Source organism: Paenibacillus sp. UNC496MF, assembly GCF_900113915.1.
Lineage (GTDB): Bacteria > Bacillota > Bacilli > Paenibacillales > Paenibacillaceae > Paenibacillus_Z > Paenibacillus_Z artemisiicola.
On the sequence record NZ_FORE01000008.1, the window covers coordinates 208,358 to 223,796 of the forward strand.

12 protein-coding genes are annotated in these 15,439 nt (G+C 63.6%); 8 read left to right on the plus strand and 4 right to left on the minus strand.

Going from position 1 to position 15,439, the window contains the following annotated elements; translation table 11 throughout:
- The first annotated feature begins 23 nt into the window (after positions 1-23).
- Positions 24-986, plus strand: a complete 963-nt coding sequence (locus BMZ79_RS14885; protein WP_090641319.1) for an aldolase catalytic domain-containing protein — start codon at positions 24-26, stop codon at positions 984-986.
- 160 nt (positions 987-1,146) lie between these two features.
- Here BMZ79_RS14885 and BMZ79_RS14890 read toward each other — a convergent pair whose 3' ends face one another.
- The gene (locus BMZ79_RS14890) at positions 1,147-2,109 is read right to left on the minus strand and encodes an AraC family transcriptional regulator (protein ID WP_143088960.1); all 963 of its coding nucleotides are present in this window, start codon (positions 2,107-2,109) and stop codon (positions 1,147-1,149) included.
- Between the two features lie 168 nt (positions 2,110-2,277).
- Between BMZ79_RS14890 and BMZ79_RS14895 the strand changes: the two genes are divergently transcribed.
- A complete protein-coding gene (locus tag BMZ79_RS14895; RefSeq protein ID WP_090641321.1) occupies positions 2,278-3,072 on the plus strand; it encodes a phytanoyl-CoA dioxygenase family protein in 795 nt (264 codons plus the stop codon).
- A gap of 122 nt (positions 3,073-3,194) precedes the next feature.
- Positions 3,195-3,797 (plus strand): hypothetical protein, encoded by a 603-nt coding sequence (locus tag BMZ79_RS14900; protein ID WP_090641322.1) that lies wholly within the window; start codon positions 3,195-3,197, stop codon positions 3,795-3,797.
- 294 nt (positions 3,798-4,091) lie between these two features.
- Here the strand turns inward: BMZ79_RS14900 and BMZ79_RS14905 are convergent, their stop codons facing one another.
- Positions 4,092-6,983 (minus strand): MMPL family transporter, encoded by a 2,892-nt coding sequence (locus BMZ79_RS14905; protein ID WP_090641323.1) that lies wholly within the window; start codon positions 6,981-6,983, stop codon positions 4,092-4,094.
- A gap of 273 nt (positions 6,984-7,256) precedes the next feature.
- Here BMZ79_RS14905 and BMZ79_RS14910 point away from each other — a divergent pair, with 273 nt between their 5' ends.
- Positions 7,257-7,838, plus strand: coding sequence for a TetR/AcrR family transcriptional regulator (locus BMZ79_RS14910; RefSeq protein WP_177222149.1), 582 nt, complete (start codon positions 7,257-7,259; stop codon positions 7,836-7,838).
- Between the two features lie 196 nt (positions 7,839-8,034).
- Here the strand turns inward: BMZ79_RS14910 and BMZ79_RS14915 are convergent, their stop codons facing one another.
- Entirely contained in the window at positions 8,035-8,337 is a 303-nt protein-coding gene (locus tag BMZ79_RS14915) for a hypothetical protein (protein ID WP_090641577.1), read from the minus strand.
- Positions 8,338-8,544: 207 nt separating this feature from the next.
- Here BMZ79_RS14915 and BMZ79_RS14920 point away from each other — a divergent pair, with 207 nt between their 5' ends.
- From BMZ79_RS14920 to BMZ79_RS14930, 3 genes are all read left to right on the plus strand, one after another.
- Entirely contained in the window at positions 8,545-9,936 is a 1,392-nt protein-coding gene (locus BMZ79_RS14920) for a VWA domain-containing protein (RefSeq protein WP_090641326.1), read from the plus strand.
- A gap of 379 nt (positions 9,937-10,315) precedes the next feature.
- Positions 10,316-12,430, plus strand: a complete 2,115-nt coding sequence (locus BMZ79_RS14925) for a putative bifunctional diguanylate cyclase/phosphodiesterase (RefSeq protein ID WP_090641327.1) — start codon at positions 10,316-10,318, stop codon at positions 12,428-12,430.
- A gap of 27 nt (positions 12,431-12,457) precedes the next feature.
- Positions 12,458-12,865, plus strand: a complete 408-nt coding sequence (locus tag BMZ79_RS14930; RefSeq protein WP_090641328.1) for a gamma-glutamylcyclotransferase family protein — start codon at positions 12,458-12,460, stop codon at positions 12,863-12,865.
- Positions 12,866-12,876: 11 nt separating this feature from the next.
- Here the strand turns inward: BMZ79_RS14930 and BMZ79_RS14935 are convergent, their stop codons facing one another.
- Complete coding sequence (locus BMZ79_RS14935; protein ID WP_090641329.1) at positions 12,877-13,611, minus strand: hypothetical protein; 735 nt, start codon at positions 13,609-13,611, stop codon at positions 12,877-12,879.
- 577 nt (positions 13,612-14,188) lie between these two features.
- On the opposite strand from BMZ79_RS14935, the gene BMZ79_RS14940 reads away from it, so the two are divergent.
- Positions 14,189-15,373, plus strand: a complete 1,185-nt coding sequence (locus tag BMZ79_RS14940; RefSeq protein WP_256252769.1) for a GntR family transcriptional regulator — start codon at positions 14,189-14,191, stop codon at positions 15,371-15,373.
- Positions 15,374-15,439: the final 66 nt, after the last annotated feature.

Consider the following 15,439-nt stretch of genomic DNA (forward strand, 5'->3'; position numbering starts at 1 on the left):
ATGGGCTAAAGGAGTACACGCACATGACCGCAAAGAACAGTAATTGCAAAATCGTCGACTGCACGATCCGCGACGGCGGACTCGTCAACAATTGGGATTTCAGCATCGATTTCGTTCAGCACCTGTATCAAACGTTGAACGACGCCGGCGTGGACTATATGGAAATCGGCTACAAAAACTCCCCGAAGCTGCTCAAAGGCGCGGATTCGGCAGGCCCGTGGCGCTTCCTGGACGACGACTTCCTGCGCAAGGTCATTCCGCATAAGCTCAATACGAAGCTGTCCGCCCTGGTCGACATCGGCCGCGTGGACGAGAACGACATCCTCCCGCGCGAAGAGAGCCTGCTCGATTTGATCCGCGTCGCGTGCTACGTCCAGGACGTGGAGAAGGCGCTCGAGCTCGTGCAAGTGTTTCACGACCGCGGATACGAGACGACCCTGAACATCATGGCCCTCTCGAACGTCATGGAGAACCAGCTGCTGGAAGCGTTCGAGCTGATCGAAGCGAGCGTCGTCGACGTCGTGTACGTGGTGGATTCCTACGGCAGCCTGGATCCGAAGGATTTCGAATACCTGATCTCCAAATTCAAAAAGCACCTGCCGAGCAAGCGCCTCGGGGTGCATACGCATAATAACATGCAGCTCGCGTTCGCGAACACGCTCACCGCGGTCGACAATGGCGTCGAACTGCTCGACGCGTCCGTGTACGGCATGGGCCGCGCGGCGGGCAACTGCCCGACGGAGCTGCTCGTCGCGCATCTGAAGAACACGAAGTACAACGTGCGCCCGGTGCTCGACATGATTGAGCGCTACATGGTGCCGCTGCGCGAGAAGGAAGAGTGGGGCTACATCATCCCGTACATGATCACGGGCATGCTGGACGAGCATCCGCGCTCCGCGATGGCGCTGCGCGAGTCCGACGACAAGGACAAGGTCGTCGATTTCTACGACAAGCTCACGACGCCGGAAGTGCTGCACAGCAAATAGGCGTCCCTCATAGCGAAGCTCCCGGGCCGGAAACGGTTCGGGAGCTTTTTTGCGCGCGGCGAAGGAAGGGGCGGCCCGCGGCGGGCGGCAGTTCCCGACCGCAGGCGCCGAGAGTCGGCCGCGCCGCTTTCCCGCGCCTGCCGCCGGGAAGCGGCGCGGCTCACCCGCCTTCGTTGTCGGCGTCCGCGATTCGCGCGCCCGTCCCGCCGGCATCGGCCGGAGAACCGCCGCCCAGCCGCGCCGCGCGGCGGAATCGCTCGCGGTGCTCGCTCGGCGTGAGGCCGAATTCGCGCTTGAAGAGGCGGTTGAAGAAGCTGAGATCCTCGAAGCCGACTTCGAGGGCGACGGCCATGATTTTGGCGGGGGACGTCTCCAGGAGCGTCTTCGCCTCTTCCAGCCGAACGCGGTTGCGGTATTCGATGAACGTGAGACCGAGATGCCGCTTGAATTTGGTGGTGAACGTGGTCTGGCTGAGGCCGCACATCCGGCTGATCTGCTCGAGTCCGATCGGCTGGGCGTAATGCCGTTTGGTAAACGCGCATGCCATGCGTAACAGCTCTTCTTCATCGCGGACGGGCGCCGCCGGCTTCTTCGCCCAGCGGTCGCAGCAGCGGCTCAAGTAGACGAACAGCTGGAGCAGGTGCGTGCGCGCCATGAGCTCGTAATGGGCCTCGCGCTCCGCGTCTTCCCGGACGAGCCGGTCCAGGATCGATATCGCTTCGATGCGCTCGGGCTTGCCGAGGTTCATGATGGCGGGGGACCGCGACCGTTCGCGGAGAAACGGCTCCACGTAGTAGAAATCGACGAAGGCCGTCACGCCCGCCATGTGGGCGAGCTCCCGGTCGAAAAAGCCGGGGTCGAAGATGACGTTGTTGACCGTGAACGGCGTGTTCGGCAGACGCTTGTAGCCGTGGGGGACATGCCGGTGAATGATGAAAATATCGCCTTCGCGGACGGGGAACGCCCGGTCCTGAAACAGATGGATGCCTCGGCCTTCCGTCACGTAGATAATCTCGACGAAGTCGTGGATGTGCAGCTCGAAATCTTGCGTGACGGGCGCGCGGAACGCCCGGAACGGAAAGGCGGGGTTATCCATGAACTGCTCGTTAACGTAATGGTCCATGCTCGGCCCTCCCGCCGTCAGATCGTCCCGGTCTTTCGTCAAATCGCCCAATCCGGCGCGCCGCGAGACGCGTTAAGCTAACTATAGCAGAACCGCCGTCCGCCGGGAATCCGCCCGGCGCGGTCCGCATCGCGGGGGCGGCGGACATCGTACAAGGGGGAATGACGCATGGAACGCAGCATGGCGCCGGCCGATCCGAACGCGTTCGACTTGGCTTATCACATGGAGCGGTTCTACCGCGACGGCTTCACGCTCGTCCGCGGCGCGCTCGGCGAGGCGTTCGCGGACGAGTACCGCGCCGCGTTCGAGCGGGAGTTCGCGGAAACGCCGCAGGACGGATACGGAGAGAACTTGCGGACCAAGATGTTCGAGCGGGGCGAGCTCTTCCTGCGGATGATCGACCGGCCGCAAGCGGTCGCGTTCGCGGAAGCGGTGCTCGGCCGCAACTGCCACATGTTCTCGAATAACGGGCTGTACACGACGCCGGGGACGGGCATCGACGCGTGGCACGTGGACGAGGACCTGTTCTTCCCGATTCCGGAGGGGGCCGAGCTGGATCCGCGCATTCCGATGCCCTGCTTCATGTTCAGCGTCATGTATTATCTGCAGGACGTGACCGAAGACATGGGGCCGACGCAGCTCGTGCCGGGCAGCCACCGGAGCGGACGCCATCCGGCTTCGCCGACCGAGACGCCGTCCTACAAGGGCCAAGGGCCGGTATCGATTCTGGCGAAGAAGGGCGACATGCTCATCTTCAACGGCCAGACCTGGCACCGGGGCGCGAAGAACGCGAGCGGCAGCGTCCGGATGGTGCAGCAGGTGACGTACGGCCGGCGCTGGGTCTCGCAGCGGTTCTACCCGTTCGTCAACTACGTCATGCCGCCGTCGGTTCTCGAGGCGGCCAAGGACAATCCGCGCCTGCTCCGGCTGCTCGGCTGCCACCCGCGCGGCCCCTACGGATGAGCGGAGGCGACAGGCGCCGCGCGGTCCCGGACCGCGCGGTTTTTTATTGCCATTTGACGCGATCCGCGGTATGCTCGGGATGATTTTCGATGGCTCGATATGTCCTAAAGGAGAGGCTGCCCATGAACGAAGCATTGCTGCTGATCACGGAACGACTGGAGAACCGCCAATCGCTGCAGGCGCTCATGCCGAAGCGGGTTTGGGACGCCGCGCTGGACGAGCGGATCGCGGAGCTGCCGCTCGCGCTCTCGACCGCGCCTCAGGCCGACCGTCCGGCGCTGATCGCGCTGAAGGCGGGCTTGCACCTGCTGAACGAAAGCCTGGGGGCTTCCCACGCTTATGCCCAAGAGATCGAGGACGACGCCACGGGCTGCTACTGGCACGGCATCATGCACCGCATGGAGGGGGACTTCTCGAACGCGAACTATTGGTTCCGTATGGCGGGCGCCCATCCGGCCATGCAGCGGCTGCAGGACCGCGCCGCGGATTGGGTCCGGAACGGCACGGTCCTAAGCGATGTGCCGGAAGGCGCGATCCGCGACGGCCTGGCCGAAATCGCCCGCCGCACGCGCTGGAACGCGAGCGCGTTCACGGGCCTCGTGCAGCTGCAGGAGAGCGGCCGTTCCGCGGAGGACGCGCGAGGCGCGCTGGAATACGTGCAGCATCTGGAGCTGGCGGAGCTGTTCGCGCATACGTGGCAGGCGGCGAAGCACGCGCTGGGTTAGAGAATCCGCGGGTCCTTGAGCTTGCGGCATGGCGCCGAGGCTTTAAACGAACGAAAGGCCGTATCTTCCGGTATAGGAGGATACGGCCTTTTTGCATATGGCTAGCGGCTGCGATTGCGACAGGCGAGGCGAACCGTTTAGCGCCGTCGCCGGCCGGCTTTCGCGAAGCGTAGGACACTGAAACGCTTCTTTCTTTTTTGCCGATCAACCGGTAACGATCGTCCCTGTTTTTTAGGGCACGGTTGGATAGGCATGGCAAACGGGAGGGGATGCCCCTCCCGTTGTGTAGGCACGTTACGTATCGCCGATTTCTTTCAACTTCGGCGCTTTTTCCTTCTTGCGGGCCAAGCCCGAGATGAAGTTCGCTTCGCCGAACAGATTCGCGAGGGCCGGCACGACAAGGCCCATGAACACGAACGCGTACAGGATCAGCCCGACGACGATGCCCGCTCCGATCTGAAGCAGCGTGTTCACGCCCGACATCATGAGCGCGGCGAACGTGCCGCCCATGATGACCGCGGCCGAGACGATGACCCCGCCGGTCGTGGACATCGCTTTCGCCATCGCGTCCCGGATCCCGCCCGGCCGGTATTCCTCCTTGAACCGCGCCATCAGGAAGATGCTGTAGTCGACCCCGAGCGCCACGATGATGAGGAAGATGAAGAACGACGCGCTCCAAGACAGCCCTTCCTTGCCGAGCAGGCGGACGAAGACGAATTCCACGATGCCCATCGTGACGAGGAAGTTGAAGACCAGCGACAGCAGCAGGTACAGCGGCGCCACGATCGAGCGCAGCATGAGCGCCAGAACGATGAAGATGCCGATCAGGACGAACGCGCCCGTCCGCATGAAGTCGCTCTTCGAGATCGCCTTCAGCTCCGTGATTTGCGCCGAGGTGCCCGAGACGTACACCTTCGCGTCCTTCAAGGCGGTGCCGCCAAAGCTGTGCGTCAGCGCGTCGCGGACTTGGCCGACGGTGTCCTGCGCTTCCGGCGAGTACGGATTGACGGCCAGCACGACGTCGAACTTCGCGGTCTTGCCGTCCTTGGAGATGTAGTAGTCCAGCGCTTGCCGCAGCTCCGGACTGTCGAGCGCCGACTGCGGCAGGTTCCAGCCCGGGATCTGGCTATCGCCGATCGATTGTTGGGCTTCCTTCACTTGCGTCAGCCCGGCCGAGACGTCGCCGAGCCCTTTCGCGCCCGATTGAAGCCCGCCGGTCAGCTCCGTCAGGCCGCCGCCCAGCTTGGCGACGCCGTCGGCGGCTGCCGTCTGGCCCGCCGCGAGCTGACCGAGGCCGCTGGCGGCCTGCGAGACGCCGGGAGTCAGCCGCGAGAAGCTGGACGACAACCGGTTCGCGCCGCCCATCAGCTCGTTCAAGCCGCCGGATAACCCCTGCTGCTTGCCGAGCAGCCGCTGCATGGCGGCGTCGTCCTTCAGCTCGGGATGGGCCTTCAGCAGCGCGTTAAGGTCGGCGCTCATGGACGACGAGACGGAGGCGCTTTGCGCCAGCCCGCCTTCGAGCTGCTCCGCGCCTTGGGACGCCTGCTGCAGGCCGCCGCGGATTTGATTGAGGCCGCTCTGCGCGTCCTTCGTCTTCGCGGCCATCGTCCGCAGGCCGCTCGTCAGCTTGTCGACGTCGCCCCGGCCGCCGGAGACGGACGTCACGGCTTCCTTCAAGCCGCCCGCGACTTGGTCCACGCCGTCCTTGAGCTGTTGAATCGCCTCCGACGTCTTGGTCAATTGATCGGAGACGGTCAGGTCGGCGAGCTGCGCGCCGAGCGGCCGGACGGCGCTGCGCACTTCCTTGACGCCGTTCAGCTTCGCGACGTTCGCGCTGGCCGTCTCCATGACCGCCAGCGCGGCGGGATTGCGCATGGAGTCGGGCGACGAGACCGCGATCGACAGCGGGAACACCTCGCCGGAGCCGAACGTGCGCTCGACCTGGCGGAAGCCTTGGACGGAGCCGAGCTTCGGATCGATTTCCGCCAAGTCGTCGAAGGAGCGCTTGTTCTGGAACAGCAGCGTCGCCGGCGCGAGCACGATGACCGCCACGAGGATGATCGCGACCGGACGGCGCGCGGAGAACGCCGCCATGCCCGCCCACAGCTTGGATTCCCCGTGGCCTTGGCCGGCGGCGATCCGGGACGGCCAGAACGTCGCCTTGCCGAAGATCATCAGCAGCGCCGGCGTCAAGGTGAGGCCGGCGATCAGCGTGACGGCGACCCCGATGGCGACGCCGACGGCGGACTGGTACAGGCCGAACTGGGCGAAGCCGATCAGGAAGAACGCGACGAACACGGTGCTCGCGGAGAACGCCACCGTCTTGCCGACGGTGCGGATCGTGCGCACGAGCGCCTCGACCTTATCGCCGTCGCGGCTCAGCTCTTCGCGGAAACGCTGGATGAGCAGGATGCAGTAATCCGTGCCCGCCCCGAACATGACGGCGATCAGAAACGATTGCGTGAACGAGGAGACCGGCATGCCCCAATGCGTCGCCGCCGCGACGAGCCCGGTCGTGATGACGAGCGACAGGCCGATCGTGATGAGCGGGACGAACGGCGCGACCGGCGAGCGGAAGACGATCAGCAGGATCACGAGAACGAGCGCCACGGTCAGCAGCTCCGTCTGCTTCAGGCCGTTCTCGGAGCTCTCCTGAAAATCTTTGCCGATCGGCGCGCTGCCCGTCAGCTCGACCTTGCCGCCCGACGGCGCGTCCTTGATCCGGCCGTCGAGCTCGTCGACGGCGTCTTGCGTCAGCGCGTCGTTGTCCGCGCCCGAGAAGCCGACGATGAGCATCTCGGTCGTGCCGTCCTTGCTGCGGAATTTGGAAGCCAACTCGGGCGTCTCGTACGCCGACTGGACGGACTGGAAGCCGTCCTTGCCGCTCAGGCCGCCGAGCTCGGCCGCTTTGGCTTTGAGCCATGCCCGGTCTTGGCCGGTCAGGCCGCCGTCCCTTGAATAGACCAGGATGGCGCTCGATTTGGTCGTCGCTTCGGGATTGATCTGCTCGAGCATGCGCTTGGCGATGACGGATTCGGAATCGGACGGGACGAATTTCTGCTCGGTCTGGCGCACGATGTCGGCCAAATTGGGCAGAAACAGCACCGACGCGACGGTGATCGCAAGCCATCCAAGCAAGACCGCCCATCTGGCGCGGGCAATGCCGCGGACGAACTTCTCAGTCATACGTATACCTCCTTGAGTCTGGGCCTTCTCTATGCATAGTTATAGCGCATGGAAAATCCTAAAGTCAATAATAGTATACCGTCGGTCATAATTAATTCACATTCGCTTCGTCCGAGCATCGGTAAGGAGTATTCATATAGCGAAAACGCAGAGGGTCCCGGAAGGTCAGATCGTGCGGCATTAAAAAATGACCGACGGTCATATCCAGTTTACGCCAAAGGAAGGCTATGCTACAATGGGAAGACAGAACGTCTGACGACGGAGGACGCCGACATGAACCGCGAGCTGAAGAAAGAACAGACCCGGGCACGCATCAAGGAAGCCGCGCTGGCTTTGTTTTCCGAGCTAGGCTACGAGACGACGACGGTCGAAGCCATCACCAAGCAGGCGGGCGTTGCCAAAGGCACCTTTTTCAACTATTTTTCGTCCAAGGACGATCTGCTATGCGATCTGCAGGGTATTTTTGCCATGAACGAGGTCGGGAAGCTGAAGGGCACGCCGGGGCCGCTCGTCCCGCGGCTCCAGCTGCTCGTCTTCGAGCTCGTCAAGCGCTTCGAGATGAACAAGCCGCTGACGCGCGCCTTGTTCCAGGGCATGCTCGCCACCGACGCCGCGCTCGATCTGCACAACCGGCTGCTCGCCGATTTGTCGGAGGCGCTTCTGCCTCTCGTGCTGCAGGCGCAGGAGAACGGCGAGATCCGCAAGGACATGCCGCCGGCGATGCTGGCGCAGCAAGCATTCCAGACGTACTTCGGCACGCTGGTCATCTGGGCGATGGAGGCGGGGGACGAGCCGCTCGCCACCCGGATGACGATGACCTTCGAGTTGTTCTTCAAAGGCATCGCCCCGCAGTAACGGGATACGTCGGCGGCGCAGCGGCGGATGCAGACGGCTCCTGCCGCGCAGCAGCGGTCCGAAGCGGGACGGCAACGCGAAAACAGCTCCGGTCTCTTCCCGAATGTCGGGACGAGCCGGAGCTGTTTTTCGTCTGCGCCTGAAACCGGGTTTCTCGCGCCGCGCGTCTTCGCCGGACGGACGCCGCGGCCCGAATTCAAAAGCCGGCCAATTCGCCGTCGCCGCGGATCGCGGCCGCGCCATGCGGTACGTTCGGGTGGAAATAGCCGCTCCCCCGGAACGGCCGTCCGCCCGCGGTAACGCCGCTGAGGCCGACGCCGATGTCGTCGGTTTCGCCGAACATGCGCAGCAGCGCGTGCTGCGTCATGCCGTCGATCTCGACGTACCACAGCTTGTAGCCGGCGTCCGCGACGACGACGAGCTGCGCCGCCGAGAACGACAGCTTCGTCGTCGCGCCGCCGTGCGCGATGGATAATTCCGCCACGTGATAGGTGTCCAAGACGAGGGCCGCCTCCTTGTTCGGATTCGCGGGAACCGGCGCCGCCGCGCGTGCGCGCGTGCCCGGCCGGCCCCGCCGAAAAACGTATTCCCCCATTGTAAAGGCGGTCCGCCGGCATTGCAACAAATCGGCCGGCCGGCGCGTCAAAAGAACGATCGGCGTTTTACAGATATTGGCTGTCCGAACAAAATAAAGGGGGAATCGGCAATGGTCAACCATCGGCATGCGCAAGAAGAAAAGAACGGAAAAGGAACGGGCCGCGGAAGCGCGTCGCGGGCGTCCGCCGCGGCGCTGCTCGCGCTTGCGCTGGCGCTCGGCGGCTGCAGCTCGAGTTCGGACGACGACGGGGCGAACTCGGGGAACGCCGCCGCGGATAACGCGGGGACGAATACCAGCTCTTCGGCGGACTCGTCCGCCGGCGAGGGCTCGAGCTCGCCGAGCGATTCGGGCAAGAACGGCGCCGTCGGCGATTCGAGCGGTTCGGATGAGCCGGCATCGGACGGTGACAGCGGCGACTTGGCCGCGGAACCGGAGCGAGGCGGCGGCGGGCGGGCGTCCCAGTACGACGATGCCAAGCCGGGGCAGCTGACCGCGGGCGAGTGGAATGACGCGCTCGCTTGGAAACCCTGGCTGCGTCTGATGGACGGCGAAGAAGCGCGGGAGAGCCAGTCGTTCTGGTCGATGTTTCCCGAGCGGCGCCTGGAGGTCGACGTCACGGCCGGCGGCAAGCCGGTCGCGGACGCGGAGGTGACGCTGACCGGCCGGGACGGGGAGATCGTCTGGGAGGCGCGCACGAACAACAAGGGCGTCGCGTACGCCTACGCGGGCTTGTACGACGAGCAGGACCGGCAGGCGGAATTCGGGGTGGCCGTCGAAGCGGGGCAGCGGCAGAAGCGCTACGAGAACGTGCCGGTCCCGCGGGGTGAGGCGCTCAAGGTCGAGCTCGGGGAGGCGGTTCAGCCGCCGAAGGCGCTCGATCTGCTGCTCTTGGTCGACACGACGGGATCGATGGAGGACGAACTGAATTACTTGAAGACGGAGCTGAAGGACGTCGTGCGGCGCGTCGACCGGGACAACGGGCAGCAGCTCGACATTCGGGTCAGCGCGAACTTCTACCGCGATCACGGCGACGAATACGTGGTGAAGCCGTACCCGTTCACGGACGATATCGACAAGACGGTCGGCCAGCTGTCCGAACAGAAGGCCGGGGGCGGCGGCGATTTTCCGGAGGCGGTGGACGAGGCGCTGGCGAACGCCATCGGCAAGCATGAGTGGAGCGGGAACGCGCGGGCGAGGCTGCTGTTCCTCGTCATGGACGCGCCGCCGCACCGCGACCGCAAGATCGTGAAGCGGCTGCAGGAGCTGACCGAAGACGCCGCGGCGGAAGGCATCCGGATCGTTCCGGTCGCCTCCAGCGGGGTCGACGCCCATACGGAATACCTCATGCGGTTCATGGCGTCGGCAACGGGCGGCACGTATTTATTTTTGACGGATCACAGCGGCATCGGCAACGATCATATGGAGCCTGCGGTCGGCGAATACGAGGTCAAGGCGCTGAACGACCTGCTCGTGGAAGTCATCAATCGCTACGCTTCGTAACGGGAGCGATATGTCGAAAAATAGTTGAAACGAAGCTTTAGAAACAAGCTGGACAAGTGACACGGAATGGTACAAACTAGAAGGGATTACCTGAATTCCAGCAAGATTTCCCCTTGATCGCCATACTTGTCGAATAACGGGCGTTCATCGATAAACTAGGCCGCTCGTCCCCGCTCGGGAGCTGCGGCTGGCCCAAACTCCGCCGGCCTCGAGGCGGCGCCTCCCGTCGCTTGCGCGCCGGCTTGCGGCCGCCGATCCGGCGCGCGCCGGCGGACCGCGGCCGGGCATCCGCGCTTCACCGATTCTCCGCTCGGGCGCCGGCCGGTGCCCCGCGCTCAACGTTGCATTCATCTACGGCTGCTTGTCGAAGGAGGACATCATGTCACTAAACCGGGCGGAAAAAATCACGATGGGGACTTCGATCGCCGCCATACTCAGCTTTGTCCTCTTGCGCGCGCTGCACGGCGGGCTGCACGGGCCGCTGCCGCCGCGCGCGTACCTTTTTCTCCATTCCGGCATGGAATTGTCCGGCTTCGCCGTCTGCTTCTCGATGCTCGTGCTCGGCTGGCTGTTTTTCGTCAATTCGCTCACGAAGCACCGGCTCTATACGGCGGCCCTGTTCGGCGCGGTGGGCGTATTCGATCTGCTGCACGTGCTGACCTATCCGGGGATGCCGTTCTTCCGGCCGCTCGGCGACTTGACGCTCTCGGAGCTCTTCACGATGTCCGCGCAGCTGGCCGGAGCCGCCGGCTTGTGCCTCGTCTTCCGCCGAAGCGACGCGCTCGTTCCGGCCGCCCGCCGGCTGCCGGCGTTCGCCGCAGCCGTGGCGCTCGCGTGCATGGCGTCGGGCAGCTATTTCCTCCTCGACGGGCAGGCCGGGCTGTTCGCCGGCCGTTCGGCGACGGCGCTCCGCATCGGCGCGCAGAGCCTCATCGCGTTCGGCTATCTTGGTACGATCGTCCTCGTGCTGTACCGCAACCGGGCGGAGCGGCCGCAGACGGTGCTCACGATCCTTCAATCGCTCGTGTTTTTCCTCCTCTCGGACCTGCAATTCATGCTGAGCTTCGGCCAGTACGACAGCGATATGCTGATCGGCCATGCGTACAAGCTGGCGGGCTATTACTTCCTGTTGAAGGGCGTCTACTACGTCACGGTCGAGGAGCCGTACCGGCAATACAAGCGGACGGAATCCCGCATTCACTTCCTCGCGTACCACGACGAGCTGACCGGCCTGTCCAACCGCCGGCTGCTGAAGGAACAGCTGCACGAAGAGCTGCAGCGCGCGCAGCAGACGAACGGCCGGGTCGCCGTATTCCTGCTCGACATCGACCGGTTCAAGACGATCAACGATGCGCTCGGCCACTCTTTCGGCGACCAGATGCTGCAAGCCGTGTCGGAGCGGCTGCGGCACGCGGCGCCGGCGATGCGCGTCTACCGGATGGGCGGCGACGAGTTCGCCATGCTGCTGCCGTGCGCCGAGTCCGGCGGCGAACCGGTCGAGCGCCAGGCGAAGTCGATCATGGGCCTGTTCGACGCGCCGTTCGTCCTGGGGGAAGCGGAGTATCACGTCACGATCAGCCTCGGCATCAGCTTCTACCCGCAGGACGGCGACAGCGTCGAGGCGCTGCTCAAGAACGCGGACACGGCGCTCTATTCCGCCAAGGCGCACCGCAACGAGTATTCCAGCTACGCGCCGGAGATGAATCGCAAGGCGCATGACCGCCTTCGCCTGGAGAGCGATCTGCGGTGCGCGATCGACGAAGAGCAGTTCTCGCTGGCCTACCAGCCGCTCGTCAATTTGCGCAGCAACCAGGTCGTCGGCGTGGAGGCGCTGGTGCGCTGGCAGCATCCGAAGCGGGGGCTGCTGCCGCCGGGCGAGTTCATTCCGCTCACGGAAGAGAACGGGCTCATCCTCCAGCTCGGGGAATGGGTGATCGGCGCCGCCTGCCGGCAAAACAAAGCGTGGCAGGACGCCGGGCTGCCGCCGATGATGATGTCGGTCAACCTGTCGATGCGCCAATTCCGGCAGCATCAGCTGGCCGAGCGGATCAAGGCGATTCTGGAGCAGAGCGGCATGCCGCCGAACTACTTGGAACTGGAGATCACGGAGAGCATGACGAGCGACGTGGAATTCGCGGCCGACACGCTGGCCAGCCTGAAGGAGCTGGGCGTGCAGATCAGCATCGACGATTTCGGCACGGGCTATAGCTCGCTGAGCTCGCTTAAGCGGTTCCCGATCGACAAGCTCAAAATCGACCGCTGCTTCGTGAACGACCTGACGCAGGGCGGCAGCGACGCCGCGATCGTGGCGACGATCACGTCCATGGCCAAAAATCTAAAGCTGAAGGTCACCGCCGAAGGCGTGGAAAACGACGAACAGATCAAGTTCCTCCGCGAACGCGACTGCGAGGAAGCGCAGGGCTACTACTACACGCAGCCGATACCGGCCAATCTGTTCGAAAATTGGTTCCGCCACCGCAGCCAAACGGCTTAACCGAGTCCGGGAAGGGGGCCGCCGCCGATGGCCGAACGGGAACACCGCGTATTCATTTATGGGTCGCTGTTGCCGGGCCAGCCCAATCATGCCGTCGCGGCGGCCCATATCCGGCAGGCCGTGTCCGGCGTCGTTCGCGGGAGGCTCGTCGATTGCGGGGCGTATCCCGCGCTCGTCCGGGACGGCTTGGCGCATGCGCAGGGATCTCGCGTTAGGGGCCTCTGGATCACGGTCGGCGACCGCGGCTTGCAAGCGATGGATGCGCTCGAGGAGTATAACGGGATCGAAGAGGAGAACGATTACGATCGCGTGTGGACCGCGGATGCGGAAGCGCCGGCAAGGTCCGGCTGGGTCTACGTCTGGGAGGGGCCGCGGGGCTGTCCGGCCATTCAAGACGACAATTGGCCGGACTATGCCGCAAGCCGGCGGGGATAGCGAACCTAAGGCTATCTGCCGGTGAAGGCGGGAGAGACGGATAATTGCAGCGTTTCGTCACGCTCAGCGGGTTCGCTGAGCGTTTTGGCGTTGTTCATCGTATGAATAATGCCGAAGGCCAGCAGCATGAATGCCATGGTAATGAAGACGACCCGTTTGATGAAATGTATCGTCGACGTCCCGTCGTCACGGTGGATGCGGCGGCGCCGAATGGACTGCCGCCAGATGAGGAGCGCCGGCGACATCAGCACGAGCAGACCGATGACGAGCACTTCCTTGCGCAGCGCCATGCCGAGCGGGAAGACGTTGATCGCGGCGTAGAGCAGCGCTTCGATGACGAGCACCTGAATCGGCACGACGAGCCCGACTTCGGAGGCGGCGCGGCGTTTCGTGCGGCTGACCGCCGTTCCGGCTTCCCGGGGCTGAAGCTTGGACAGCTGCAGCAGGCGAGGCAGGGAGAAGAACGCGATGGCGGCCGTCGGCGCCATAATCAGCGTCAGGAACAGCAGCGCCGAATCCAGGACGAACCAGCTGCGGTACGAGTAGGTCGCGATCAGCATGGTGACTTTGCCGATCGCGATCAGCGTCATGGCGCCGAGGAGCGCGAGCGTGGCGATGGAGCCGCGCTGCAGCGAGTCGACGGTTTTGCGCAAGGCGAGATTGCCCGACAGAAATCCCGCGCATAACGCGAGGAGCAGCAGCAAGACGGCAAGCGCCGCGTTAATGACATAGATTTGTTGAGACATATGTAGTACCCCTCATTTCCACGTTCTTTCTTCATCAAGTGTACATGGATGTCCGGAAAGCGTGATAACGGCCATAGTCCAGTTTTGCGGCTGGACTTTAGTCTGAGCGGTCGTACGGATGCTGCGATGTTCGTTTTCCGATACTGCGGAGACGGGACGCCAAAACCAGGCGGTATGCCGCCTCGCGATTGAATGAACGGACTAAGCGGCGGAACGATCCGCGATGAATGCGATGCAGCCTGCCTTGGAGCATAGTCTGCGTCATTCCGCTCGAGATGATGCCCGAACGCGCGAAGGAATGCGCGATCAGGGGCGGAACGAAGACAAGCCGTCTCTGTTCCGCTGCATATTGGCTTGGGCATGTCCGCTGTTTCGTTTCTATTATTGTACCATGAAGCGGCTTTTCCGAAAACGTGCCCCGGTCGGAATAGACGTACTGCCTTATCGTTTGTTTCGGATTTACAAATTCTTCACCCCTCGGTGGCTTGAGAAAGACGGCGAGAGGGGGTACGATTTGAATATTCATGCAAGGACATGTAGGTGATTGGGATTGGTCAGAGGAACGAACCGTCAGCATTTGTATCGGGAAACGGCAGCTAAAGTCGAACGGATTATTCAAACGCGCATGCTGAAACCCCACGATCCCGTGCCTTCGGAAGCGGAGCTGGCCGCCATGTTCGGCATCAGCCGCATGACCGCGAAGCTGGCGCTCGACCTGCTGGCCCGGCAGGGACGCGTCTACCGGCTTAAACGGAGGGGGACGTTTCTGGCAGAGGCGGAGTCGGCGCGATTGAACGAAGACGGAACGGAGATCCCGGATTCCGCCGCGGACGCAAGCGCAGGCGGTGCAAGAGGGGACGCGAGAAGACGCATTGCCTTCGTGCTGCCGGTATTGGATTCGTATACGTCGCGCCTCGTTTCGGCGTTAGAGACGGCGGCGCGCGCTTTCGATAGCGAACTCATGATACGGCTGAGCAAGGATGCGGCCGACGAGGAAGCTTCCTTGAAGCAGCTGGCGGGCGAAGTCGACGGCATCCTGTTGTTTGCCCGCGGCCGGGAAACGATGAGTCCCGCGGCGCTCGAGCTGCGCGAAACGGGCTTTCCGATCGTGCTGATCGACCGGTTGTTTACCGGCGCGGCCATGGATTTCGTCGTGCACGACTCCTTCCAGGGCATGTACGACATGGTCAAGCGGTTCATTGAAGCGGGGCACCGGGAGATCGGCTTCGTCACGAATCCGATTCATGGCGTCAGCAGCATCGACGAACGCTACAAGGGATATTTGAAGGCGCTGATCGACCACGAGATACCGGTACAAAGCCAGTACATCCTGGTGGTCGAACGGGTGAACAGCCAAACGCATTACTGGGAAGGCAACCCCGAGATGGAAGGCTTCCTGAAGGCGAACCGCAAATTGACCGCCGTGGCGTGCGGAGACGATTATTTGGCCGCGGCGGTCTATTATACGGCCGCTCGGATGAACAAAACCGTGCCGGAGGACCTGTCGCTGTCGGGCTTCTCGGATTCGGAGCTGGCCCAGATGCTGCCGGTGCCGCTGACGACGGTGGCTCAGCCGGCGGACGAGCACGCGCGCCGGGCGATGCAGACGCTGCTCGACCGAATGCACGGCAAGGGCGGGAAGAAACCGGTCACGGTCAAAATCAAAACGAAAATCATCGAGCGGATGTCGTTGGCGGTGCACACCGGCATACCGAGGCTCAAGCCGGAAACCGAAGCAAGCGGACGGAGAAAACTCTCCTGACGCTTGCTTTTTTCTCATCCGAAGGACACGCGGCGCAAAAACGCCTCGTACGCGCGGCAGGCGCGT

What these genes read in the sequence shown, in the direction of transcription:
- BMZ79_RS14885 (WP_090641319.1), top strand. Translation starts at nt 24, where the DNA reads ATGACCGCAAAGAACAGTAATTGCAAAATCGTCGACTGCACGATCCGC.
- BMZ79_RS14890 (WP_143088960.1), bottom strand. Translation starts at nt 2,109, where the DNA reads ATGGACCATTACGTTAACGAGCAGTTCATGGATAACCCCGCCTTTCCG.
- BMZ79_RS14895 (WP_090641321.1), top strand. Translation starts at nt 2,278, where the DNA reads ATGGAACGCAGCATGGCGCCGGCCGATCCGAACGCGTTCGACTTGGCT.
- BMZ79_RS14900 (WP_090641322.1), top strand. Translation starts at nt 3,195, where the DNA reads ATGAACGAAGCATTGCTGCTGATCACGGAACGACTGGAGAACCGCCAA.
- BMZ79_RS14905 (WP_090641323.1), bottom strand. Translation starts at nt 6,983, where the DNA reads ATGACTGAGAAGTTCGTCCGCGGCATTGCCCGCGCCAGATGGGCGGTC.
- BMZ79_RS14910 (WP_177222149.1), top strand. Translation starts at nt 7,257, where the DNA reads ATGAACCGCGAGCTGAAGAAAGAACAGACCCGGGCACGCATCAAGGAA.
- BMZ79_RS14920 (WP_090641326.1), top strand. Translation starts at nt 8,545, where the DNA reads ATGGTCAACCATCGGCATGCGCAAGAAGAAAAGAACGGAAAAGGAACG.
- BMZ79_RS14925 (WP_090641327.1), top strand. Translation starts at nt 10,316, where the DNA reads ATGTCACTAAACCGGGCGGAAAAAATCACGATGGGGACTTCGATCGCC.
- BMZ79_RS14930 (WP_090641328.1), top strand. Translation starts at nt 12,458, where the DNA reads ATGGCCGAACGGGAACACCGCGTATTCATTTATGGGTCGCTGTTGCCG.
- BMZ79_RS14935 (WP_090641329.1), bottom strand. Translation starts at nt 13,611, where the DNA reads ATGTCTCAACAAATCTATGTCATTAACGCGGCGCTTGCCGTCTTGCTG.